The organism is Streptomyces sp. NRRL F-5135 (assembly GCF_000719775.1).
GTDB classification, from domain to species: Bacteria; Actinomycetota; Actinomycetes; order Streptomycetales; family Streptomycetaceae; genus Streptomyces; species Streptomyces hebeiensis.
Map to the genome: position 1 here is coordinate 271,757 of NZ_JOHR01000005.1, position 22,626 is coordinate 294,382.

Here is a 22,626-nt window from a genome sequence, read left to right on the forward strand (position 1 = left end):
GTACCCCACTTCTTGATCACACAGGAGAAACATCATGGCGAAGCCGCCTGTGCGCAAGCCTAAGAAGAAGGTCTGCGCGTTCTGCAAGGACAAGACCCAGTACGTGGACTACAAGGACACGAACATGCTGCGGAAGTTCATTTCCGACCGTGGCAAGATCCGTGCCCGTCGCGTCACCGGCAACTGCACGCAGCATCAGCGTGACGTCGCCACGGCCGTCAAGAACAGCCGTGAGATGGCGCTGCTGCCCTACACGTCCACCGCGCGATAAGGGAAGGGTGACCGAAACATGAAGATCATCCTCACCCACGAGGTCTCCGGCCTCGGTGCCGCCGGCGACGTCGTCGACGTCAAGGACGGCTACGCTCGCAACTACCTGGTCCCGCGCGGTTTCGCGATCCGCTGGACCAAGGGTGGCGAGAAGGACGTGGCGCAGATCCGCCGCGCTCGCAAGATCCACGAGATCGCGACCATCGAGCAGGCCAACGAGATCAAGGCCCGCCTCGAGGCCGTGAAGGTGCGTCTGGCCGTTCGCTCCGGCGACGCCGGCCGCCTCTTCGGTTCCGTCACTCCGGCTGACCTCGCTTCGGCGATCAAGTCCGCCGGTGGTCCGGAGGTCGACAAGCGGCGTATCGAGCTCGGTGCGCCGATCAAGACCCTGGGCTCGCACCAGGTGTCCGTGCGTCTGCACCCCGAGGTCGCCGCGCGCCTCGGTATCGAGGTCGTCGCCGCCTGAGTGGCGCCGTCCCCGGCAGAACATGGAGAGGGCCGCACCCGCAGGGGTGTGGCCCTCTCTTCCTTGCTCCATGCTCTGCACCCCTGGTACCCCGTGCTCCGGGTGCGTCTCCACGTTTCACGTGAAACGGCCACACGGGATGTTTCACGTGAAACGGAGGTTCGGGTATCGCGGATCCGCAAGGATGACGGAACCCGCGGTCCTGGCGAGCAAGGGCCGAGGACAGGACAGTCAGCGCGTGGCGCCGGTGACCAGCCAGCGGCCGGAGTTGGTGCGGATCCAGAGTGTGGCCAGCCGAACGACCATCATCAGTCCCATGGCCCACCAGAGGGCTGTCAACCCGCCGCCGAGCGTGGGCACGAGCAGTGCGGCCGGCGCGAAGATGGCCAGGGTCAACAGCATCGCTCCAGCGAGATATGGGCCGTCCCCCGCACCCATGAGCACGCCGTCCAGTACGAAGACGACCCCGGCGACCGGCTGGGAGACGGCCACGACGAGCAGGGCGGGCAGGAGCGTGTCCCGTACCACCTGGTCTCCGGTGAACAGCGGGATGAAGAGTGGGCGCGCCAGCACGATCAGAGCGCCGAGCAGTACGCCGGCGACGATGCCCCACTGCACCATGCGGCGGCATACCTCTCTGGCTCGGTGGGTGTCACCTGCGCCGAGGTAGCGGCCGATGATCGCCTGTCCCGCTATGGCGATGGCGTCCAGCGCGAAGGCCATGAGGTTCCACAACGACAGGATGATCTGGTGGGCCGCGACCTCGGCGTCGCCCAGCCGGGCGGCGACGGCGGTGGCGATCAACAGAACCGCCCGCAACGACAACGTACGGATCAGCAGTGGGACTCCGGCCCGCGCGCTGGCCCGTATGCCCGAGGCGTCGGGCCGCAGTGAGGCGCCATGGCGCCGCGCGCCCCGTACGACGACAACGAGATAGACGCCGGCCATGGCCCACTGGGCGATGACCGTGCCCCAGGCGGAACCCGCGATGCCGAGTCCGGCGCCGTAGACCAGTGCCACGTTGAGAGCCGCGTTGGCGCCGAAGCCGCCGATGGCCACGTAGAGCGGCGTCCGGGTGTCCTGCAGCCCGCGCAGTACCCCCGTGGCGGCCAGGACGACGAGCATGGCGGGGATGCCGAGGCTGGAGATCCGTAGGTAGGTGATGGCGAACGGCGTGGCGGTGTCGGAGGCTCCGAACACCCCGATGAGCCAGGGCGCCGCAGGGAGGGCTACGGCGATGACGGCGACTCCGAGCAGCAGTGCGAGCCAGATTCCGTCCATGCCCTGGCGGATGGCGGCCTGCAGCTCTCCGGCGCCGACGCGCCGCGCCACGGCCGCGGTGGTGGCATAGGCGAGGAAGACGAAGATGCTCACCGCCGTGGTCAGCAGGCCCGCGGCGATCGCCAGACCGGCGAGTTGCGGGGTCCCGAGGTGCCCCACGATCGCGCTGTCCACCATGACGAAAAGCGGTTCGGCGACCAGCGCGCCGAACGCGGGGACGGCGAGCGCGATGATCTCTCGATCATGGCGACGCCGTCCGGGCCTGGATGCCGTGGGGGCCTCTGTCATGCACCCAATCTAATCTTCCACAGGTAATAGACGCAATGCGTCTATGGTCCTTACTTTTACCAGCGGTCGGAGATCTGCCGGGCTGCCCCTCCGATGATCTTGAGTTGATGGGGGAAGTTTTTCTCCCCCACAGCCGGTGGACGGAAAACGGCCAGCTCAGAGCTGGTTATCCGGTGGAGTCGCGTGGTTGTCCACAGTGCTGTCCCCCGTTCCGTGCACAGGTTCGCCGGGGTTCTCCACAGCATCTGGTTCGTCGTCCACATGGCCTGTGGATAACCAGATTGGCTGACGGTGTCGGCGGGCCTACCGTGGACCGGCGTCCGACGCGCCGGAACCGGAGCCAGACCTCCCGTTTTGTCAGTGTCGTGCCGTAGAAAGAGTGGCACGGCGAGGTCCGTTGAGCGGACGTGAGGAGGTGGCCGGTGAGCGTTCCCGAGCCCTTGGACGACCCGTGGACCGACGCCGGTCCCGGCGACCGTCTGCCTGTCTCCCGGCAGCGCCGTGGCGAAGGACCGGACGGACATGGACGGGGGCGTGGACGCGGGCGCGAGGAGCAGCACGAGCGTGGCCGGGACGGTCGCGACGCCGGTCCCTGGGACGGCGGTTCCCAAGGTTTCGAACGGGTGCCTCCGCAGGACCTCGATGCCGAGCAGTCGGTGCTCGGCGGCATGCTGCTGTCCAAGGACGCGATCGCCGACGTCGTGGAGATCATCAAGGGCCACGACTTCTACCGCCCGGCGCACGAGACCGTCTTCCAGGCGATCCTCGATCTCTACGCCAAGGGGGAGCCGGCCGACCCGATCACGGTGGCGGCCGAGCTGACCAAGCGCGGCGAGATCACCCGTGTCGGAGGCGCCCCGTACCTGCACACGCTCGTCCAGTCGGTGCCCACCGCGGCGAATGCCTCGTACTACGCGGAAATCGTCCATGAGCGCGCGGTCCTTCGACGGCTCGTCGAGGCAGGTACGAAGATCACGCAAATGGGATACGCGGCGGACGGCGACGTCGACGAGATCGTCAACTCCGCCCAGGCGGAGATCTACGCCGTCACCGAGCAGCGCACCAGCGAGGACTATCTGCCGCTGGGCGACATCATGGAGGGCGCGCTCGACGAGATCGAGGCGATCGGCTCCCGCAGCGGGGAGATGACCGGCGTTCCGACCGGCTTCACGGACTTCGACTCGCTCACGAACGGGCTGCACCCGGGCCAGATGATCGTCATCGCCGCCCGTCCGGCCATGGGCAAGTCCACGCTCGCGCTGGACTTCGCCCGCGCCGCCTCCATCAAGAACAACCTGCCCAGCGTGATCTTCTCCCTCGAAATGGGGCGCAACGAGATCGCGATGCGCCTGTTGTCGGCCGAGGCGCGGGTGGCGCTGCACCACATGCGCTCCGGGACGATGACGGACGAGGACTGGACGCGCCTGGCGCGCCGTATGCCGGACGTTTCCCAGGCGCCGCTCTACATCGACGACTCGCCGAACCTGTCGATGATGGAGATCCGGGCGAAGTGCCGCCGCCTCAAACAGCGCAACGAGCTGAGGCTGGTGGTCATCGACTACCTCCAGCTGATGCAGTCCGGCGGCTCCAAGCGCGCCGAGAGCCGCCAGCAGGAGGTCTCGGACATGTCGCGGAACCTCAAGCTCCTGGCCAAGGAGCTGGAGCTGCCGGTCATCGCGCTCTCGCAGCTGAACCGTGGCCCGGAGCAGCGTACGGACAAGAAGCCGATGGTCTCCGACCTGCGCGAGTCGGGCTCCATCGAGCAGGACGCGGACATGGTGATCCTGCTGCACCGCGAGGACGCGTACGAGAAGGAGTCCCCCCGCGCGGGCGAGGCGGACCTGATCGTGGCCAAGCACCGTAACGGCCCGACGGCGACGATCACGGTGGCCTTCCAAGGCCACTACTCGCGGTTCGTGGACATGGCCCAGACCTGACGGCCTGACGTGTAGGATCCGCGTTTCGCTGTCAAAATCCGCGCCCAAGTGTCAAGCCAGTGTCGAATTTGACATGACCCGAGGACGTGCGGGTCAGAAGCGTCACTCGTTGGAGTGGTATTGGGGTGGTGCTGCAGACGCGGCCGGGCTCTCACGCCAATGTGGACATGAAGGTTGAGAAGCCACTCCAGGGGGCTGCATCGGCATGTCAGACCAAGGCGCCATAATCCACGGCCGAGTTACAGGTCCGGAAGCCCGGCAAGGACAAGCCTGAACTGCACGGGTTCGGCGAGGTGCGACCAGAGGAATTGTTCGCTGCGGCACCGTGGCGGACGCTTCGCTGGCATCTGGGCCAGGCTCACTACTCGGGAACCTACTGGTCAGCCACGGAAGCGTCCCATGTGCTCTACGAGTCTCGTCTGGAGCTCAGCCGAGTCCTGTACGCCGACTTCGATCCGAGGTGCACGCGGATCATCGCGCAGCCGTTCCACATGACAGCACATGTCGACGGGGCGAAACGCCGACACATCCCCGACTACCTGCTGCTCACCGAGTCCGGGCCGGTGGTCGTCGACGTCAAGTCCGCGCACAAGCTGTCAGATGACAAGGTCGCCTTCAGCTTTGCCTGGTCCCGCACCGTGATCGAGTCGCGCGGCTGGCGCTACGAGGTGTGGAGCGGGCCTCCGGTCGGACAGTTGGAGAACATCCGCTTCCTGGCTGGCTATCGGCGTGAATGGTTGTTCGACCCCGAGATCTTGGCGGCGCTGGACCGTGCTGATCTGCACGGTGTCACGCTGGCCGAGGCGTTCGCCACCGCGCCGCAGTTCGACGCCCGCCTGGTGCGGGCGTCGGTGTTCCACCAGCTGTGGACCGGCCGCCTGGCCACGGACCTGGACCGGCCGCTCGGATCGGAGCATGTCCTGCGGAGGATGCCTTGAGCGCCGGGACGGTTCGGCTGCAGGTCGGCACCCGGATGCTCTACGACGGCGAAGCGGTCGAAGTCATCGAAACCGTCGCGACGATGGCCGGCAACGAAGTTGTGCTGAAAGACCGGCTCGGACGACTCCTCCGCGTCGCTGTCAAGGAACTGCTGTTCTCGGACCGGGCCCAGGTCGTGCCTGACAGTCCAGGGCCCTCGTCGAGTGACGACAGGGAACTCAATGGCGCCGTGCTGGCCCTGTTCGCGGGCAAGGACCACACGAAAACCATGGCGAAGCTCCTGGAGAGGGCCGAGCACGTTCGGGAGATCCGTACCGGCTACAAGTCCGGCAGCGCCGAACTGGCTGCCGCGGGGGAGTCGCGGCCGGAATACGCTCCGGACCTGCTTACATGGCCCGGTACGAGGCGAAGGCCGCCGAACTCGGCCTGTCGGTGCGAACCATCTGCCGGTGGGTCGCCGAGGTAGGCGAGGACGGTGAGGCGGGCTTGGCGCCCCCGATCCGCATCGACACGGTGCTGTCCCGGTGCGATCAGCGGTGGGTGGAAGTCGCCATCGAGGTGATGGTCGAGCACGGCGATGAGGCCACACCGATGGGCAAGACCGTCCTGAGCCAGACGCAGGCCCGGATCGTCGCGCGGTACGGCGAGGGCGTGGTGGAGATACCGGGCCGGTCCAAGGCTTACAAAGCCCTGGAAGAGCTGGAGAAGAAGCACCCGACGTTCCGGCAGAGCACGAAGCGGAACCGCGACGTTGCCGACCGCCCGAAGGGCGCCTACGACAAACTCCGGCCGACCAGGCCGGGTGAGTACGTGCTGATGGACACCACGAGGCTGGACGTCTTCGCACTCGATCCGATGACGCTGAAGTGGGTCAACTGTGAGCTGACAGTCGCCATGGACTGGTACACCCGCTGCATTGTCGGATTGCGGCTCACCCCGGTGTCGACCAAGGCTGTGGATGCGGCGATGGTGCTCTACCAGTGCTACCGGCCGCCGCGGGTGCTGCCGAACTGGCGCCGCCGGACAGCCGCTCCGAATCGCCCGCCAACTGCTCCCAGAGCACGAATTCCGGCTCCGCTACCTCGACAACTGCCAGCCCACCAGGGCAATCGCACGAGATGTCGGCGTCTCGCCCGTCAATGTCCTCAGGCTGGCCCACGAGTACGGCATCCCCATGCGCAAGAGCGGCCGGCGGCGACATGACGAAATCGACCGGGACTGGCTCTTCGAGCAGTACGTCAACCGCCGCCGCACTCTGCCGGACCTCGCCCGGGAGAAAGGTATGAGCAGTACCACCATGGCCAAGTGGGCTCGTGAGCTCGGCATTCCAGTGCGACCGTCCGGCGGATGGAGTCACGGAGCATTTCTGCGGAAAGGGGGCACGAGAGGCCGACGCGGGCCAGGGCCAACCGACGGGAACCGATCCTGAATGCCGCGTCCCTACTGCGACCGCAACGACTACCCTGTCGCGGTGACGACCTCGCGAGTACTGTCGATTGCCCTCCAGGACACCGGTCGGCCCCCGCTGCGTCCACTGCCAATCGAAGCAGCAGAACTGCTTCACAGCGTTGACGCTCCGCCGCGTCTGGTCGCCCATCTGCGAGCAGTCCACGACGTTGCAGGGCAACTCCTCGAATGGATTGCCACACGCAATCTCGATCTGGGCATCAACCCGGAGGCGGTTCTCTTCGGAGCCGCCACCCACGACATCGGCAAGACTCTGCACCCCGCCGAGTTGTCCGCTCCCGGTGCACAGCACGAAGAAGCAGGCCGCGAGCTACTTATGACCCAAGGCGTCGACTCCGCCATGGCACGCTTCGCCGGAACACACGCATCCTGGACCAGCGAAGAGGCCGGGATGGAAGAACTCCTTGTCAGCCTGGCCGACAAGATCTGGAAGAACAAGCGGGTCCCCGAACTCGAAGACCTTGTCGTCGCCAGACTCACAGCGGCGAGCGGAAGACCGGTCTGGGAAGAGTTCCTTGACCTGGACAGTGTGCTCGCTCGCATCGGTGACGAGGCTGATGAACGCGACCGGTTGTCGGGCCACGTCAGTGCCAGACACAGGCGATCAGCTGTCCGCGGAGTGGGCGTCGGCAAGGGCCTCGCCGAAGAGCCGTCCGGCGAGTTCCACGCAGCGCATCCGGGCAGGAGAGAAGTCGTAAGGCATCTTGGTGATCGCTGCGGCGGCACTCATCTCTGTGCCCTCCTCCCCTTTCAGGTCGGCGTCGTAGATCTCGAAGATCTTCTCCTCGGCCGCGTCGAGACCAGCTGCCTCGATGGCCTGATTCAGGGCCATTTGGTGAGCGCATCGCTGTACGGCGAGCTCTTCGACGCGCGGGTCGTCGGGTTCGACGCCGTCGTCGAGGGCGGCCTCGGCCGCCTCAAGACGGTCCTCTTCGGCCCGCAGCTCGGGGTGGGTGGCCAGCACGCTGAACGTGCTGGCCTGGATGGCGGCGCCCAGCGGCCCGAAGATCCGTTCTGTGACTAGCAGGGCGTCCAGATCGGAGGGGCGCAACGCGCCCGGGGGCAGGTGGCTGAGCCGGTCCGTGACCAGTTCGGAGAGCAGCCCCAGCGGGCTGCCCACTGCCTGCAGGCGCTGGACAGCCGCGCGCCGACGTTTGATGGCGGCCTCCTGCGCCGCCAAGGTTTCCTCCAGCCTGCTCAGTACCGACTCGATATCCGGGGCTTGGTCCAGGGCTTCGTCTCCAGCTTCGTCCCGGGCTTCGGCGAAGGCGGCCCGCATGTCGTCCAGACTGATACCGGCATCAGCCATCTTGCGGATCCACAGCAGGCGGGTCATGTCGTCATAGCCGTAGCGGCGGCGGCCGTCCCCGCCGCGCTCGGGCTCCGGCAGCAGACCGATCTCGTGGTAGTGGCGGATGGCGCGTGGGGTGATCCCGGCGAACGCAGCGGCATCACCGATCTTGACCTGCCGGGGAGGCGTGAGGGAGGGGTACATCGCAGACAGAGCCTTTCGTGCCGTGGTGCCCCGACCCCACCACATGCCGCTACGGCATGTGCAACAACCCCATCCAGGTGCCACCGGAGCCAGGCCCTAGCTGCCGCCGGGACCGATCAAGAACGACGAACCATCCGGGAACGCAGAGTGACCACCGGCGGCCAGATAGCTCCCCGCCAAGTGGCCGCCGCTGGGGAATTCCCACTGACCGCCGACACCCGAGCACCGAGACCTCCAAACCGAGCAAGAACTCCATGCCCTGCTCGGATCCATACTCGACTGGATCGTCCTCGGCACGAACGGCTGACCACGAGGATTGGACACGATTCCGCGGACAGACGTCGACGACAACTGACGCGGACTCGAAGGAAGCCCCAGCTCAACGCTCCGCCATTCGACACTCAATCGCGGAACCTGCATGACGGTCCGCGTCGGCGCCTCCGGGCGCGTTTCTCAGCCCGTTCCCGGCTCTCCGTCCGCACGTGTCGCCGCGCTACCGTCACGCGCGCGGAAGATCCGGTCAAGATGATGGTCGAGCACCGCGACGGCGGACTCCTGGTCGCGCTGGCCGACGAGGAGGCTGGTGCCGAGTCCCGCGGACATGGCGAGCAGGCTGATCGCCTCCAGCCGGGCGTCGACACCGGGTTCGAGGAGAGCCGCCTCCTGAGCCTGCCGGAGGAGTCCGGTCACCGCGTCTTCGGCGGCCTCGGGGTTCTTGATGAAGGGCTGGGCCGCCAGCGCCTGGTCGTGCATGGCCATGACGGCGTACGAGGTGTAGAGGTGGTGGAACGTGCGGCTCTCCTCGTCGGTCGGCAGGGCCGCCATGAGCAGCGCCTCGACCATTGCGCGCGGGCCGGGGTCGTCGCCGGCGGCCCGGACACGGGCGGAGACCCGCTCCGTGAACCTCTCCGCCAACCGCTCCAGGCCGAAGAGCAGCAACTTCTCCTTCGTCTCGAAGTAGTACTGCACCAACCGCAGCGATACACCCGCCTCCGCCGCCACGTCCCGCATCCCCACGGCGTGCAGCCCGCGTCGTCCGGCGACCCGGACGAGTGCCTCGGCGATCTCGGTGCGCCGTTCTGCGTGGTCCACGCGTTTGGGCATCGGCCGGTTCTCCGCTCGTCTCCACTGGTACGGCCCCTGCTGGCTCTCCTTCATGGTACAGCCGTACCATCATTGTGGTACGTTCGTATCACGAAACCGGAACCCGGAGGTGACCGTGACCGAGACTGCCGCTCGCGCCCGAGCCGACGTCGGCCGCTACGTGAGCGATGCCCGGCGTGACCATTACTTCGCCGCGTGCGACGCGGTCTACGGGCTGGGGGCACCCGCGCTCGAGGAGTTGGACGTGGAGACCTCCTTCGGCACCACGCACGTCTACCGCTACGGCCCCACGGACCCGGCCGCCCGATCGCGTACCCCCGTCGTCCTGGTGCACGGCGCGGGATCCTGCTCCGCCATGTGGTACCCGAACACCCCGGATCTCAGCGCCGAGCGCCCCGTTTACGCGATCGACACCCCGGGCGATCCCGGCCGCAGCGTGCAGCGCGAGCCCATCCATCAGCCCGAACACGCCGCGCGGTGGCTGGACGAAACGCTCGCCGGACTCGGACTCGACCGTGTGCACCTCGTCGGTTCCTCCTACGGCGGATGGCTCGTCCTCAACCACGTTCACCGCGAGCCCGGCCGCGTCGCCTCGGCCACGCTGCTCGACCCCGGCGGCTTGGAGAAGGTCGGGCTGCGCTTCTTCGTCTGGATCTTCGTCAGCCTCTTCGCGACCTGGGCGCCGAAGGCGCTGCGCCCTCGGCTGGCGTCCTGGCTGGAGCAGCCGGTCCTCATCGTGCCGGAACTGCGCACCATGGTCAGAGCCGCCGTCCGCGCGTACCGCATTCGCCGCCCGGCCCCCTTGCCCCTGTCCGACGACGAACTGGCCACCATCCGCACTCCGCTCTACCTCGTGCTGGGCAGGCGGAGCCTCCTGGTGCACCCGCGTCGGCAGGTGGAGCGCGTTCCGCGCCTCGTACCCGCCGCCAGAGCCGAGATCATCGCCGATACGGGCCACGGTCCGCAGATCGACCACGCGGAGGAGACCAACCGCCGGATGCTGGACTTCATGGCCTCCGTGGACCGCCTGGGATGAGGCTCGCGCCGCCCGGTGCGCTCACGCCGCCGAGACGGTAGGTGTGGGGCATGACCTCATCCTGTGACGAACTTCTGCCCGGTACGCGCCGGGCTCTTCTGCACCGTGTGGCCGTGGCCCAGGCCGAGGGGCGGGCGCCCTCGTTGGTGGCCGCCGTGGCCCGGGACGGCCGGATGGTGTGGTCCGGGGCGCGGAGCGGTGCGGACGGGCAGGTGCCGGATGCCGACACGCAATACCGCGTCGGATCGATCACCAAGGTCTTCACCGCCGTTCTCGTGCTACGGCTGCGCGACGAGGGACTGATCGGCCTCGACCATCCGCTGGAGAAGTACCTGCCGGGGACGGGCGTGGGGGAGGTGACCATCGCCCAGTTGCTCGGCCACAGCGCGGGGCTGAGCGCGGAGTCGCCGGGGCCATGGTGGGAGCGGACGCCGGGCACGCTGCGGCCCACGCTGGGCGATGTCCTCGGCGACCGGCCCGTACGGCACCCCGCGGGACGGCGGCACCATTACTCCAACCCCGGGTTCGCCGTCCTCGGTTCGCTGGTCGAGGCGGTGCGCGACGCGCCGTGGGAGGAAGTGCTGCGCCGGGACGTGCTGGAGCCACTCGCCATGGACCGTACGACCGCACAGCCCGTCGCTCCGCATGCCGAGGGCTGGGCCGTCCACCCCTGGGCCGATGTGGTGCTGCCGGAACCCGCGGAGGATCTCGGTCTGATGGCTCCGGCGGGTCAGCTCTGGTCCACCGCCGCGGATCTCTGCCGCTTCGCCGGGTTCCTCGCCGACGGGGACGAGAAGGTGCTGAGCGCCGCGTCGGTGGCGGAGATGCGGACGCCGTCGGTACCGCCCGAGACGGGACAGTGGGACGGCGGATACGGACTCGGCACCCAACTGGCCCGTCATGGCGGCCGGAGCCTGGCCGGGCACACGGGATCGTTGCCGGGCTTTGTCGCATCCCTCTGGGTGAGTGTCGACGACGGCGTGGCCGCGGTGGCACTCGCCAACGCGACCTCGGGCCCGCCGGTGGGGGCGGTGGCGGCCGAGCTCGTCTCCATCGTGGCCGAGGCCGAGCCGAGGTTCCCCGAGCCCTGGCGTCCGCTTGCCACGGCCGACCAGCCACTGCTCGAGGTCACAGGCCCGTGGTTCTGGGGCACACACCCGTTCGTGCTGACCCTGTCGACGGACCAGGGACTGGAACTCACTCCGCTGGAAGGGAGCCGAGGGAGCCGAAGGAATCGAGGAAGCAGTGGACGCGGCTCGCGCTTTGTCGGACAGCCGGACGGCACCTGGACCGGGCTCGACGGCTACCACGCGGGTGAGACCCTGCGGGTCGTACGGCGGCCGGACGGCTCGGTGGACCATCTCGACCTCGGCTCGTTCGTCTTCACCCGCGAGGCGTACGACCCCGGCGCCGATGTGCCCGGTGGGGTGGACGAGAAGGGCTGGCGTGGCATGACCTCGCCCGAAGGCTGAGGCGGCGGATGTTTCACGTGAAACGGGCATGGCCGCGCCGATGGACACGGCCGCACCAACGGACAAGGCGCGCTTTGGGGAGCCAACTCATCAGTCCCCGATCGGACGTGCTCTCACAGGGCGAGCTTGAAGCCGATATGCGAGGCGGTGAATCCAAGCCGCTCGTAGAAGCGGTGGGCGTCGGTACGGCTCGCGTCGGAGGTGAGTTGGACCAGTTGGCACCCCTGGCGCCGGGACTCGTCGACGGCCCACTCGATGAAGCGCGTACCGAGCCCGCTGCCGCGCTCGTCCGTATGGATCCGCACCCCCTCGATGACCGAGCGGGTGGCACCGCGTCGGGACAGCCCCGGGACGATCGTCAGCTGGAGCGTCCCGACCACCCGACCGTCACGCACGGCCACCATCAGATGCTGGTTCGGGTCCCGGGCCAGCCGCTCATAGGAGGCGGTGTACGGGGTGAGGTCATCGGGCGTCTCCCGTTGAGCGCCCAACGGGTCGTCCGCGAGCATCGCCACTATGGCGGGGATGTCCTCGAGCGCCGCGGGTCGTATGTCCAGATCGCTCATGCCCGGCACCTTACGCGGGCACCGGCGGACCGTCCGGAGCGATTGAGCCGATGGCCCCGCGAGAGACGCCGCCGCGCGGGGCCAGGGACGACGATCAGCCCGTGGCCAGGCTCAGCGGCGCGAAGTGCCGGGCCCAGTCACCGGGCAGGGACGGAGTCCCATAGGTCATCGTCGTGGTCATGGAGGCTGTCGCCAGCCCGCGTTCGGTGAGTCGCCGCAACAACTCCGGGTGCCGTGTGTCGATGTCCAGGCGTACGGGCCGCTCCCGGCCGGTGACCAGGGCGGTGATCAGCGCCTCGGCGGTGGCCGTGTCCTCGGCGATCACCGGGCCGACGACCTCCGCGCGGGGAGTTGACCTGACCGCCGCGTACCCGGTGATCGTGGAGCCCTCCTCGGCCACTTGGATGCGGTCCGTGCACGAGGGAAGCCGCGTGAGCAGAGCGGTGCGGTCCACCCCGAGGACCTCTGCGTCCAGGCGCACCAGAGCCCGCACGTCGTGCGCGGTCGCCGGACGGGTCGTCACCGGCGAAGGCCGGTCGGGGGCGCGGAGATGGCCTCGCAGCCGCGCCGCGCCACCGACGTCGGTGAAACCGAGCCGCTGGTAGAGCGGCAGTCCGTACGAGGTGGCGTAGAGGACGAGGGGCCTGTTGTCCGCCTCGTCCAGGACATGGCGCATGAGCCGTCGGCCCAGCCCCTGGCGCTCGTACCGTTCCGCGACGAGCAACTTACCGACGGCAGCGAGCCCTCGGTCGACGGAGGACCTTCCACCGGCCTCCGGCCTTCCGGCGAAGGCAGCCACGCCACCGACGCCCTGGCTGCCCACCGGATCGGAGGAGGGCCGCTGCGTCCTCTTCCGGCCATTCTCGGCACGGTGGCCACCGGGGCCGTCCGTCATCCCGTCGCCGACGCGAGCGACGGGTCCGTACGACGTGAGGACGCACACCGCGGCCAATCCCTGGCCGGCCGGTGGTCCGGCGACGGGGTCGTCGATGCCGTAACCGGCGCCGGCGGCCAGCAGCAGCCGCCAGGAACGTTCCTCGCGCGACCATCCACGGCTCTCGGCGAGATCGGCACAGGCGGAGAGATCGGCCATGGCCAGCGGGCGGATCGGCAGGGCGGAAACAGGAGTCGGCATGGCGGCCAGGCTGTCCGAACGGCCGGCCTTTCGTCCAGTTGATAAGCCGGACCGGCACTTCGTCAGGCCACTTGCGAAGTTCCGTCGGGCCGCCGTGTGAGAAATGCCGCCCGGCGGACGGAAGGGGACCGTACGTACTAACCTCGCTGTTCATGGCGAGCACGCGCAGACTGCACCTCTTCGACCTCGACGGAACACTCATCCGTGGTTCGGCCGCCGCGGTCGAGATCTCCCGGCAGTTGGGGCTGGGAGCCGAAATCGCCGCGTTGGAACGGGACTTCCTGAACCGCGGGCTGACGCCCGACGAGTTCGCCGTCCGCGCGCGCGAGTTGTGGGCCGAACTCACCGCCCAGCAGGTCGAGGCCGCCTTCGAAGGCGCCCCGTGGCTCCTCGGCATCCGTGAGGTCTGGGCGGATATCCGGAAGCAAGGGGACTACTGCGCTGTTATCTCGCTCTCTCCCGACTTCTTTGTGTCACGGCTCCTGGACTGGGGTGCCCATGCCGCACACGGGTCGCGCTGGCCGGCTCTGCCGTTCACCGAGCCCATCGACCGGACGGGCATTCTCAGTCCGGCGGCCAAGGTGAAGATCGCGAACCGGCTGTGCGCAGAGTTCGGGGTAGGACTGGATGACTGTGTCGCCTACGGCGATTCCATGTCGGATGCGGAGATTTTCGCAGTGGTGCCCAGGTCAGTGGCGGTAAACGCGGATCATCATCTGGCGGGACTGTCCACGCACACGTACTCGGGGAGCGATCTGCGCGAGGTCTATGAACTCGTCGGTCCCCGGCAGTAATACGCTGACCCCCGGGTCTCGCGGGAAACAGGGCCCGAAGGCCGGTGAATCGGCACGGGAAGCAATGCGTTCGCATGCTTGCCCCCGTGGTGTTCATCCGTATTTGACGCTCTTCGACCTCGCGGCCACCTGCCCTGTCAAGATGCGGCGACAGGAACCGCGGGCGATGCCACCCTCCGTCACCCATGCCCGAATTGGGGGTATGGCGTGGTTCGGCGGTGGCCGTCGGCAGACCTGGCCGAAGCGGGGAATTGCTAGCGTATTCCGGGCAGCGGAAGTGCGTAGACGACCGAAAGATGTTCGAGGCGAGGCACACGATGGACGCTCCGACCACCACGTCGGCCGACAATGGCACTTCCGGGGACAACGACCCTTCCCGGAGCGCCGGCACCTCCGGAAGCTCCGGCACGTCCCCCACCCCGGCCGCCGGTACGTCCGGTGATTCGGGGGGCGGTGGCTGGTTCTCCCCGCGCAAGAAGCGGCCCGCCGAGGGCCGCACCGGCCCTGGCCCGGCCGGCGACGGCCCGGAGGGGACCGACGGAACGGACCGCGGACGAATATCAGTGCCGAGCCGCTCCTTCGCCGCCATACGCCCGGTGGGCTCCGGCGCGAGGCGTTCCACCCCGCCCCCCGGTGAGGCGAACGGGGAGCCCGTCGCACGCCCGGACGGCGCTCGCCGGCCCGCACCGGAGGATGCCGTACCGGACGCGTTCCGGCCTCGCGACAAGCCGGTCGGGGACGGTGACGCGCCCGCGCACCACCCGTCGGTGCCGGAAGGCGACGGAGCGCCGGCCGGCAACGTCGGCGAGCCGTTCCCCGAAGAGGTCACGGAAGCCGCCGCGCGGCTGTCCGGCGGACTGCCCGGCGCCGAAAGCCCCGGCTTCCCGCCCGAAGCCCTCGTCCAGCCCGGATCCGTACGACCGGAGTCGCTCTCCGGAAGCGCGGGGACCGGGGCCGGCCGCCCGCCCGGGGCCATGCCGCCCGAGTCGCTCCCCACTTCCCCGCCCGGGCCCACGCCGGCGACCGAGCCCACTCCCGCGCCCGATCCTGACGCCGATGCCGATGGCGAGGCCGAACCCGCACCACATCCCGCGCCGGACCGGGCCGGTGAACAGCCGTCCGTCTCCGCCGCGCTGCCGCCCGAGGCCCCGGCGGCGCCCGGCGCACTGCCCCCCGAGGCACCCGCGCCGCAGCCGTCGGCGGTCGTCCCTCCCACGGCCGCGCCACCGGCGGACACCGACGCCTCACCCGACGCGATCATCGTCCGCCGTACCCTGTCCGAGATCGAACCGGTCTCGGACCAGCTGACGTCCTACTTCTACGCGCTGCTCTTCATCCACCACCCCGAGCTGCGCGGCCTCTTCCCGGTGGCCATGGACACCCAGCGCGACCGGCTCCTCAAGTCGCTGTTGATCGCGGCCGAGCACATGGACTCCCCGGTCATCTTCACCGACTACCTCCGTCAGCTGGGCCGTGGACACCGCAAGTACGGCACCCAGTCGCTGCATTACCCCGCCGTCGGCGAAGCCCTCATCGGCGCGCTGACCCGGTACGCCACCATCTGGGACGACGAGACCGAGGGCGCCTGGGTCAGGACGTACACGGCCATCTCGCAGATCATGATCGACGCGGCGGCGGAGAACGAGCAGTACGCCCCGGCCTGGTGGAACGCCGAAGTGGTGGCGCACCAACTGCGCACCCCGGACGTCGCGGTCATCACCGTCCGCCCCGACCAGCCGTACCCCTTCCGCGCCGGGCAGTACACGAGCGTGGAGACGCCGTGGTGGCCGCGCGTCTGGCGGCACTACTCCTTCGCCTCGGCCCCCCGCCCGGACGGTCTGCTCACCTTCCACGTGAAGGCCGTCCCGGCCGGCTGGGTCTCCAACTCCCTGGTGCACCACGCGAGTCCGGGCGACATACTCCGCCTCGGCCCCCCGGCCGGCTCGATGGTCGTCGACCACAGCACCGACAACGGCCTGCTCTGTCTGGGCGGCGGCACCGGGATCGCACCGATCAAGGCGCTGGTCGAGGACGTCGCCGAGCACGGTCACCGGCGCCGCGTCGAGGTCTTCTACGGCGCGCGCAGCGACCAGGACCTGTACGACATGGAGACGATGCTGCGCCTCCAGAGCGAGCACGCCTGGCTGTCCGTGCGTCCCGTGGTCGGGGACGGCCGGCCGGGCCAGGGGCTGACGGAGAGGCTTCCGGACGTCGTCCGCGACTACGGGCCCTGGGAGGAGTACGACGCCTACCTCTCCGGGCCGCCCGGGATGATCCGCAGCGGTCTCGACGTGCTCACCGGCATCGGGATCCCCTCGGAGCGGATCCGGCACGACTCCCTGGACGCCCTCGTGGCGACATAGGGACCGGACCGTCCGCCCGGGCAGCCCACGGTTGTCGGCCCCGGGCCGGGCCGTCAGCCCGTGCCGGGCCGGGACGGTCCGGGCCGTCGGCCCCATACCTGGCCCGCGCAGCCAAGATCAGCCCAGGTCGGGAGCGTGCAGTGCCCGAACGCCCTCGATGTTGCCGTCCAGGTAGTGCCGAAGCGACAGCGGTACGAGGTGGACCGCCGCGATTCCGACGCGGCTGAACGGCACCCGGACGATCTCGTACTGTCCGCAGGGCTCCTCGACCTCGGGGCCGTGCCGGAGCGCGGGGTCCATGGACGCCAGCCGGCACACGAAGAAGTGCTGTACCTTCACGCCGGTCACCCCGCCGTCGGCGATGTGCTCGACGGTGTCGACGAAGCAGGGGACCACATCGGTGATCTTGGCGCCGAGCTCCTCGTCGACCTCGCGGTGGAGCGCGTCCACGACCGTGGCGTCCCCGCCCTCGACCCCGCCGCCGGGCGTGAGCCAGTACGGATCCACTCCGGGTTTCGTGCGCTTGATGAGGATCAGTTCGTCGCCGTCGAGCAGGATGGCGCGTGCGGTGCGTTTGACCACGGGCCGTTCGGTCATGGGAAGAGGTTCGCCCGTGTGAATGGTTCTGAAACGCCCACCGGGTGCCCGGTCACCAGTCCACCGCAGCACGCAGCAGCCACTCGTGCGCCTTCGCGACGGGAGGAAGGCGCAGGGTGCCGGTGCGTACGACGAGGAAGTACGTGCGCAGCGGCGGTACCGGGGGATCGAGCAGGGCCACCACCTCGCCGCGTTCCAGCGCGCCCTCGCACAGGTAGCGGGGCAGGACGGCCAGTCCGGCGCCCGCTCTGGCGCATTCCAGGACGGCGCGCAGATCGGGGGCGATCACGGTGCCCGCGGCGGCGGGCCGCGATTCGAAGACGGTCGCCCAGTAGCGGGAGACGAGCGGCAGGGATTCGTGCACCTCCACCACCGGTAACTGCTCCAGCACCACGTGTCCCTCGCGCAGTACGGTGTGGCCCAGCCGGGCCGCCCAGCGGGGCGCCGCGACCAGGACGTGTTCCTCGTCGCAGAGCGGAGTCGCGGTGAACAGCCCGCCGCGCGGACGGGCGGCGGCGATGGCCAGATCATGGTGCCCGGCGGCCAGCCCCTCCAGCGTGTCCTCGGCGTTGCCGAAGAAGGAGGTGCGCAGCGCGAGACCCTGGGCCGTGAGCGGGGCGAGCGCGGGCAGGGCGCGCAGGGCCGTGAACTCCGGGGGGCCCGCGAGGTGGAGCGTCCGTACACCGGAGTGTTCGTCGAGCCCGGTCTCGGTGATCTCGACCAGGGCGTCGAGGTGCGGCGCCGCCCGGTGCGCCAGCTCGTCGCCGATCGTCGTGGGCGTCACGCCGCGCGCCTGGCGGAGGAAGAGCGGCCGGCCCAGTTGCCGTTCCAGGGTTCTTATCTGACCGGTCACGGCGGGCTGGGAGAGGCCCAGCAGCGCCGCGGCACGGGTGAAGGATCCGGCGCGGTGCACGGTGACGAAGGTGCGCAGCAGAGTCAGGTCCATCTCGCGCACTCCCGTCTCAAACCGTGCGTCCCTGGCGACTACGGACCGTTAACTATAAATAAGTCGATAGGTGTCTGTCGCTACTGTGATTGGACACTGACGCAGAGTCAACTAGCCTTGGGCAAATGGTTCTCCGCGCGTGGAACCTGGCCGGTCCGAGCCACGAGGGGGGAGGCTCGGACCGACCGGTCCACAGTCGACGGACGAACCCGACGGTGGGGTGAGCAGGGGAGGGACGCCGTTCAGCGGGCCGCCGCCGACAGGGCGCGCAGGACGTCCGCGATGAGATCCTCGGGGTCTTCCGCCCCGACGGAGAACCGGATGAAGCCCTCCGGTACGGCGTCGCCACCCCACCGTCCTCGACGTTCCGCGGTGGACCGTACGCCGCCGAAGCTCGTCGCGTCGTCCACCAGCCGCAGCCCGGCCAGGAAGCGCTCGGCACGGTCCCGGTCGGGGAGCACGAAGGACACCACGGCGCCGAAGCGCCGCATCTGCCCGGAGGCGACGGCGTACGAGGGATCGCCCGGCAGCCCCGGGTAGCGCAGCCCGGTCACCTCGTCGCGCGTCAGCAGCGCCTGCGCCAGTGCCAGCGCGTTCGCGCAGGCCCGGTCGAGGCGCAGCGGGAGCGTGGCCAGCGAGCGGTGCGCGAGCCATGCCTCCATCGGCCCCGGGATCGCCCCGGCGATCTTGCGCCAGCGCCGCACACCCGCGGCGAGATCCGGGTCGCGGCTGGTCACATGGCCGAGCAGAAGATCGCCGTGGCCCGTCATGCCCTTGGTGTCACTGGCCACCGAGAAGTCGGCGCCCAGTTCCAGCGGCCGCTGGCCGAGGGGGGTGGCCAGGGTGTTGTCGACGGCGACGAGGGCGCCGGCGGCGTGCGCCTCACGCACCAGCCGTCGGACGTCGCACACATCGAGCCCCGGGTTGCAGGGCGTCTCGAGCCACAGGAGGCGGGCCCCGTCCAGGACGCTCAGCTGCGCGTCGCCGCCCGTCGGCGCGGTACGCACCTCCACCCCGTAGGCCTCGAGGCGTTCTCGTAGCAGCGGCAGCGCCTGATAGCCGTCGTCCGGAAGCACGACCGCGTCGCCGGCACCCAGTTGGGAGAAGACGACCGACGAGATCGCGGCCATCCCGGAGGCGAAGACCACGGTCTCGACGGGTTCCCCCGGTGCCTCCAGCTCACCGATGGCCCGCTCCAGCAGGGTCCAGGTCGGGTTCTCGTCCCGGCCGTAGGTGTACGGCCCGGCCGGCTCGCCCGGCAGGTGGTAGTGGGCGGCGAACACCGGCCCGGGCAGGGCCGGTTCATACGGAACCGGGTCGGGGAGCCCCGCTCGTACCGCCCGCGTTCCGTCCCCCAGGTCTCTCAGGTCCCTCTGACCACCCATGTCGCCCATGTCGTCGGCGCTTGCTCCTGTTCCGCTGGTCTCGTCTCTCATGGGGAGGTCAGTCCTCGTTGTCGGGGAGAACGATGTGCAGCGCCCAGGACACGATCGAGATGATCAGGCCACCGAGTACGGCCGTCCAGAAGCCGTTGACGTGGAAGCTCAGGTTCAGCACGCCCGCGAGCCAGGACGTCAACAGCAGCATCAGGGCGTTGACCACCAGGGTGATCAGTCCCAGCGTGAGGATGAACAGCGGCAGCGTCAGCAGCTTGACCACCGGCTTGACGAGGAAGTTCACCAGGCCGAAGAGAAGGGCGACGAGTACCAGCGTCAGTGCCTTCCTGCCGACGTTTCCGCCGGTCAGGGTGATGTCCTGGATCAGCCAGATCGCGACCGCGAGGGCGCCCGCGTTGGCTATCGTCTTGACTACGAAATTCTTCATGTGTCTGATCGTGACACGGCGGCCGTCCAGGGAGTCCGGACAGTCCATGAGCACAGCTAAAGTCCCTGGTCGGGGCCACCGGGTCCACAGCTCTCCACACAGATTGTGAGATGTTGTGAGACGGTCCGGCGCCCCGACCGGGCGCAGAATCACTGCTCTCGAGGACCGGGCGGGAAAACCCCTGCGATCCGTGCGGCCGCAACCTCGGCCCGGAGATCATCGAGCTGGCGTCTCAGCGACCGATGCAGCACGGCGGCCGTAACGGCTCCCACCACCGCGGCTACGGCTGTTCTGAACATCCTTTCGTCCCCCCATTACATGGTGATAGCGGGGCCCGACTCGCCGGATCACGGGAGCCGGGCCCTATGTCGTGCGGTGGCTCAGCCCCAGCCGAGGTCGTCCGTGTCGGCGTACTGTGAGGGGGAAGCGGTGCCCCATCCAAGGTCGGCGGTCACCGGCGGGGGCGTTTGGTGCAGTTGCTGAGCGGCTGCGGCCGGCGTGGTGACGAGAGCGGCGAAGAGTGCCAGCGCTGCGGATGCGACCGCCAGGCATGTTGTACGCATGGGTGTCCCCTCTGTGTCCATTGCGTGATGGCCATGTGCCTTACGGTTACACGAGTGACGAGTGTGCACCAGGGGTTAGGTGCTGCGAGTTTTTGCAATTGCAAGTTCTTGCATTCCGTCAAAACGGAAATAGGGGGATGAATGTCTGGAGTAGCCCTGTCGCGGGAGGCCATCGCGGCGTACCGGGCGCTCACGCAAGACGAGCCGCCACCGGAAGGCAGCGACCTTCAGCCGCTCATCGACCTCGGGCTGGTCACCGCCGACCCCGCCAATCCTGAGCGGGCCATCGCCGCCGACCCCCGCGGTGTCACGCAGACGCTGATGACGGCCGCCCGCACCGAGATGGCATCGCTGCTCGAGGACATGGCGCTGCTACCGACTCTTGAGGCCACACTGACGGCCGCCTACGACTCCGACCGTCTCTACAGCGGGCCCGGCGGCGAGTACCTGCCGACCCGGCAGCAGATGAACGCGCGGATCGAGGAAGTGAGCCGACGGGCCGATCGTGAAATCCTGACCGCGCAGCCCGGCGAGCCGGCCGACCGTGACCCGGAGATACTGCGCCAGGGCGTAGGGCGCGTCTGGCGAGCCCTCGGCAACGGCGTGCGGGTCAAAAGTCTCTACACGACCCTCGCGTACTCCCACGCACAGACCAGGGCCTACGTACAGGAGATCGCGGACGCCGGCGCTGACGTCCGGGCGTATCGCCTCAGCTTCCCCCGGATGATGATCATCGACGGCGTGCACCTCTTCATTGACGATCACCTCGCGCGCGACGACGAGACCGACCGGAACGCCGGATGGCACATCTTCGACCGCGCCGTAGTCGCCTGGGCACAGTCCATTTTCATGCTGATGTGGGGACGAGCCGTCCGCTGGTCCGAGCTCGGCGAGCCGGAGGACAGCATCGTCACCGACCGCCAGGCCGCGATCCTGAGTGAACTCGCCTCCGGTCTGACACAGTCCCGGATCGCACCGCGCCTCGGCCTCGCGCCGCGGACCGTCGCCGCTGATCTGGCAGCGCTGAAAGAGCAACTCGGAGCGACCACGATCTACCAGGTCATGGCGTGGTGGGGTCGGGTCGACCGATCCCACCACTGAAGACCGCCGCGACCTCTGCCGGCGTTGCCGCCCGGACGCATTCCAGGGGCGCGCTCCATGCAGCGCCACCCTCCAGCGGCTCCAGGCAGCACGCGTTAGTGCGCCGGGAAAGGAGATAACCGATAGCGCCCGTGCGGGTGTCCACGGCCATGCGGTGGCTGGTCTGGCTGCGCCACGGCTCGGGCACGAACTCCTCCTGTGGTGTGCGGCGGCCGCGGACGGCTCACCATCTTGATCACAAAATTTCCCTGACCAGGGAAAGACAAGGCGTCATGATCGTCAGAATGTGGCTGGGTGTCCGATCCCCCGCCCGCTTGGGAGCTTTCCCGCCGTCAGGAGATCGGTGTTCGACTGCGTGAGGCCCGGTTGGACGCCGGCCTGACGCAGATACGGCTCGGCGAGATCGTCGGGCTCAGCCACAAGACGATCCACGGAATCGAGTACGCGACTACCAATCCGAATCTGGGGATGCTGATCCGGATCGCGCGTGCCGTTGGTCGGCCGCTGTCAGACCTCGTCGGAGACTAAGTCGAATTCGTATCGCATGGGTGATTCCTAACATGGCCAGGAACGTCCGGTCGATACTGCGCACGGGCCCCGGCCGGCGTCCACGAGAGATGACGGCGGCCAGGGCGGTGAACGTGGGCAGACGTCAGCTGCCGCACTTGTGGCAGGGGGTACTCCCTACCCGGGCGATCTTCCTGCCCTTCTCGTCGGTCTCCCAGATGTCGGACCGGGATCCGTCACAGCCAGGGGTAGGGCACGGTACGACCTCCGACACTTGAGCCATTCCTGCTGTCTCCTGTTCTGGATGATCCGCAGCTCCTGCACGCCTTGCGATTGACGGTGGTCACGCGGCCGCGGGCCCCGAACTCGTAGCGGTCTTCGACCATTCCGGCACAGGCAGCGGTGGAGCAGCGGGCGGTCACCCGCGTTCTGGAGAACGCGTCGCCGCTGGGTGATTGGTCACAGAAGAGGCACG

22 protein-coding genes and 1 pseudogene are annotated in these 22,626 nt (G+C 68.8%); 13 read left to right on the forward strand and 10 right to left on the reverse strand.

Annotation, left to right across the window (positions count from 1 at the left end; all coding sequences use genetic code 11):
- Positions 1-34 precede the first annotated feature (34 nt).
- Together rpsR and rplI are read left to right on the forward strand one after the other, a co-directional pair.
- Positions 35-271: a 30S ribosomal protein S18 gene (rpsR, locus tag IG02_RS0109950; protein WP_003967857.1), complete on the forward strand. Its 237-nt coding sequence runs from the start codon at positions 35-37 to the stop codon at positions 269-271.
- 18 nt (positions 272-289) lie between these two features.
- The gene (rplI, locus tag IG02_RS0109955; protein ID WP_030744379.1) at positions 290-736 is read left to right on the forward strand and encodes a 50S ribosomal protein L9; all 447 of its coding nucleotides are present in this window, start codon (positions 290-292) and stop codon (positions 734-736) included.
- Positions 737-967: 231 nt separating this feature from the next.
- On the opposite strand, the gene IG02_RS0109960 is transcribed toward rplI, so the two are convergent.
- Positions 968-2,305 (reverse strand): MATE family efflux transporter, encoded by a 1,338-nt coding sequence (locus IG02_RS0109960; RefSeq protein ID WP_030744381.1) that lies wholly within the window; start codon positions 2,303-2,305, stop codon positions 968-970.
- Between the two features lie 422 nt (positions 2,306-2,727).
- Here IG02_RS0109960 and dnaB point away from each other — a divergent pair, with 422 nt between their 5' ends.
- The 5 genes and pseudogenes from dnaB to IG02_RS39050 form a co-directional block, all read left to right on the forward strand.
- A complete protein-coding gene (gene dnaB, locus IG02_RS0109965) occupies positions 2,728-4,242 on the forward strand; it encodes a replicative DNA helicase (protein WP_030744384.1) in 1,515 nt (504 codons plus the stop codon).
- Positions 4,243-4,535: 293 nt separating this feature from the next.
- The gene (locus IG02_RS0109970) at positions 4,536-5,180 is read left to right on the forward strand and encodes a TnsA-like heteromeric transposase endonuclease subunit (RefSeq protein WP_037802651.1); all 645 of its coding nucleotides are present in this window, start codon (positions 4,536-4,538) and stop codon (positions 5,178-5,180) included.
- The gene (locus tag IG02_RS37695; RefSeq protein WP_051764747.1) at positions 5,177-5,647 is read left to right on the forward strand and encodes a hypothetical protein; all 471 of its coding nucleotides are present in this window, start codon (positions 5,177-5,179) and stop codon (positions 5,645-5,647) included. Before IG02_RS0109970 ends, IG02_RS37695 begins: the two co-directional genes overlap by 4 nt.
- The gene (locus tag IG02_RS37700; protein ID WP_051764750.1) at positions 5,572-6,384 is read left to right on the forward strand and encodes a hypothetical protein; all 813 of its coding nucleotides are present in this window, start codon (positions 5,572-5,574) and stop codon (positions 6,382-6,384) included. The genes IG02_RS37695 and IG02_RS37700 overlap by 76 nt, the downstream gene beginning before the upstream one ends.
- A gap of 226 nt (positions 6,385-6,610) precedes the next feature.
- Positions 6,611-7,213: pseudogene (locus tag IG02_RS39050) on the forward strand (HD domain-containing protein); the annotation flags it as partial.
- A 39-nt stretch (positions 7,214-7,252) separates the two neighbouring features.
- Here the strand turns inward: IG02_RS39050 and IG02_RS0109980 are convergent.
- Both IG02_RS0109980 and IG02_RS0109985 read right to left on the reverse strand, forming a co-directional pair.
- Positions 7,253-8,143 (reverse strand): MerR family transcriptional regulator, encoded by an 891-nt coding sequence (locus IG02_RS0109980; protein ID WP_030744393.1) that lies wholly within the window; start codon positions 8,141-8,143, stop codon positions 7,253-7,255.
- A gap of 453 nt (positions 8,144-8,596) precedes the next feature.
- On the reverse strand, positions 8,597-9,247 hold the full coding sequence (locus tag IG02_RS0109985) for a TetR/AcrR family transcriptional regulator (protein ID WP_030744396.1): 651 nt from the start codon (positions 9,245-9,247) through the stop codon (positions 8,597-8,599).
- A 115-nt stretch (positions 9,248-9,362) separates the two neighbouring features.
- Between IG02_RS0109985 and IG02_RS0109990 the strand changes: the two genes are divergently transcribed.
- Positions 9,363-10,283 carry an alpha/beta fold hydrolase gene (locus tag IG02_RS0109990; RefSeq protein ID WP_420707732.1) on the forward strand — a complete coding sequence of 307 codons (921 nt, stop codon included), beginning with the start codon at positions 9,363-9,365 and terminating at the stop codon, positions 10,281-10,283.
- A 50-nt stretch (positions 10,284-10,333) separates the two neighbouring features.
- Positions 10,334-11,755 (forward strand): serine hydrolase domain-containing protein, encoded by a 1,422-nt coding sequence (locus IG02_RS0109995; RefSeq protein ID WP_030744399.1) that lies wholly within the window; start codon positions 10,334-10,336, stop codon positions 11,753-11,755.
- 113 nt (positions 11,756-11,868) lie between these two features.
- Here the strand turns inward: IG02_RS0109995 and IG02_RS0110000 are convergent, their stop codons facing one another.
- Positions 11,869-12,321 (reverse strand): GNAT family N-acetyltransferase, encoded by a 453-nt coding sequence (locus IG02_RS0110000; RefSeq protein WP_030744402.1) that lies wholly within the window; start codon positions 12,319-12,321, stop codon positions 11,869-11,871.
- 94 nt (positions 12,322-12,415) lie between these two features.
- A complete protein-coding gene (locus tag IG02_RS0110005) occupies positions 12,416-13,456 on the reverse strand; it encodes a GNAT family N-acetyltransferase (protein ID WP_030744404.1) in 1,041 nt (346 codons plus the stop codon).
- Between the two features lie 152 nt (positions 13,457-13,608).
- Here IG02_RS0110005 and IG02_RS0110010 point away from each other — a divergent pair, with 152 nt between their 5' ends.
- Entirely contained in the window at positions 13,609-14,250 is a 642-nt protein-coding gene (locus IG02_RS0110010; protein WP_030744405.1) for an HAD family hydrolase, read from the forward strand.
- A gap of 974 nt (positions 14,251-15,224) precedes the next feature.
- Complete coding sequence (locus tag IG02_RS39055) at positions 15,225-16,613, forward strand: globin domain-containing protein (protein ID WP_234314695.1); 1,389 nt, start codon at positions 15,225-15,227, stop codon at positions 16,611-16,613.
- A 117-nt stretch (positions 16,614-16,730) separates the two neighbouring features.
- On the opposite strand, the gene IG02_RS0110020 is transcribed toward IG02_RS39055, so the two are convergent.
- The 5 genes from IG02_RS0110020 to IG02_RS41465 all read right to left on the reverse strand — a co-directional run bounded on the left by IG02_RS0110020 (position 16,731) and on the right by IG02_RS41465 (position 20,543).
- Positions 16,731-17,210, reverse strand: coding sequence for an NUDIX domain-containing protein (locus IG02_RS0110020; RefSeq protein WP_030744409.1), 480 nt, complete (start codon positions 17,208-17,210; stop codon positions 16,731-16,733).
- A gap of 52 nt (positions 17,211-17,262) precedes the next feature.
- Positions 17,263-18,156 (reverse strand): LysR family transcriptional regulator, encoded by an 894-nt coding sequence (locus IG02_RS0110025; RefSeq protein WP_030744411.1) that lies wholly within the window; start codon positions 18,154-18,156, stop codon positions 17,263-17,265.
- A gap of 242 nt (positions 18,157-18,398) precedes the next feature.
- Entirely contained in the window at positions 18,399-19,541 is a 1,143-nt protein-coding gene (locus IG02_RS0110030) for a cystathionine gamma-lyase (protein WP_030744413.1), read from the reverse strand.
- A 58-nt stretch (positions 19,542-19,599) separates the two neighbouring features.
- On the reverse strand, positions 19,600-19,980 hold the full coding sequence (locus IG02_RS0110035) for a phage holin family protein (protein WP_030744414.1): 381 nt from the start codon (positions 19,978-19,980) through the stop codon (positions 19,600-19,602).
- Positions 19,981-20,360: 380 nt separating this feature from the next.
- Complete coding sequence (locus tag IG02_RS41465; RefSeq protein ID WP_158712267.1) at positions 20,361-20,543, reverse strand: hypothetical protein; 183 nt, start codon at positions 20,541-20,543, stop codon at positions 20,361-20,363.
- Positions 20,544-20,684: 141 nt separating this feature from the next.
- Here IG02_RS41465 and IG02_RS0110040 point away from each other — a divergent pair, with 141 nt between their 5' ends.
- Positions 20,685-21,644 (forward strand): LuxR C-terminal-related transcriptional regulator, encoded by a 960-nt coding sequence (locus IG02_RS0110040; protein ID WP_051764751.1) that lies wholly within the window; start codon positions 20,685-20,687, stop codon positions 21,642-21,644.
- Positions 21,645-21,938: 294 nt separating this feature from the next.
- On the forward strand, positions 21,939-22,172 hold the full coding sequence (locus IG02_RS0110045) for a helix-turn-helix transcriptional regulator (protein ID WP_030744418.1): 234 nt from the start codon (positions 21,939-21,941) through the stop codon (positions 22,170-22,172).
- The last annotated feature ends 454 nt before the right edge of the window (positions 22,173-22,626 follow it).

Coding starts and splice junctions, on each gene's coding strand:
- rpsR (WP_003967857.1), top strand. CDS start 35: ATGGCGAAGCCGCCTGTGCGCAAGCCTAAGAAGAAGGTCTGCGCGTTC.
- rplI (WP_030744379.1), top strand. CDS start 290: ATGAAGATCATCCTCACCCACGAGGTCTCCGGCCTCGGTGCCGCCGGC.
- IG02_RS0109960 (WP_030744381.1), bottom strand. CDS start 2,305: ATGACAGAGGCCCCCACGGCATCCAGGCCCGGACGGCGTCGCCATGAT.
- IG02_RS37700 (WP_051764750.1), top strand. CDS start 5,572: ATGGCCCGGTACGAGGCGAAGGCCGCCGAACTCGGCCTGTCGGTGCGA.
- IG02_RS0109980 (WP_030744393.1), bottom strand. CDS start 8,143: ATGTACCCCTCCCTCACGCCTCCCCGGCAGGTCAAGATCGGTGATGCC.
- IG02_RS0109985 (WP_030744396.1), bottom strand. CDS start 9,247: ATGCCCAAACGCGTGGACCACGCAGAACGGCGCACCGAGATCGCCGAG.
- IG02_RS0109995 (WP_030744399.1), top strand. CDS start 10,334: ATGACCTCATCCTGTGACGAACTTCTGCCCGGTACGCGCCGGGCTCTT.
- IG02_RS0110000 (WP_030744402.1), bottom strand. CDS start 12,321: ATGAGCGATCTGGACATACGACCCGCGGCGCTCGAGGACATCCCCGCC.
- IG02_RS0110005 (WP_030744404.1), bottom strand. CDS start 13,456: ATGCCGACTCCTGTTTCCGCCCTGCCGATCCGCCCGCTGGCCATGGCC.
- IG02_RS0110010 (WP_030744405.1), top strand. CDS start 13,609: ATGGCGAGCACGCGCAGACTGCACCTCTTCGACCTCGACGGAACACTC.
- IG02_RS39055 (WP_234314695.1), top strand. CDS start 15,225: ATGCCGCCCGAGTCGCTCCCCACTTCCCCGCCCGGGCCCACGCCGGCG.
- IG02_RS0110020 (WP_030744409.1), bottom strand. CDS start 17,210: ATGACCGAACGGCCCGTGGTCAAACGCACCGCACGCGCCATCCTGCTC.
- IG02_RS0110025 (WP_030744411.1), bottom strand. CDS start 18,156: ATGGACCTGACTCTGCTGCGCACCTTCGTCACCGTGCACCGCGCCGGA.
- IG02_RS0110030 (WP_030744413.1), bottom strand. CDS start 19,541: ATGGGTGGTCAGAGGGACCTGAGAGACCTGGGGGACGGAACGCGGGCG.
- IG02_RS0110035 (WP_030744414.1), bottom strand. CDS start 19,980: ATGAAGAATTTCGTAGTCAAGACGATAGCCAACGCGGGCGCCCTCGCG.
- IG02_RS41465 (WP_158712267.1), bottom strand. CDS start 20,543: ATGCGTACAACATGCCTGGCGGTCGCATCCGCAGCGCTGGCACTCTTC.
- IG02_RS0110040 (WP_051764751.1), top strand. CDS start 20,685: ATGTCTGGAGTAGCCCTGTCGCGGGAGGCCATCGCGGCGTACCGGGCG.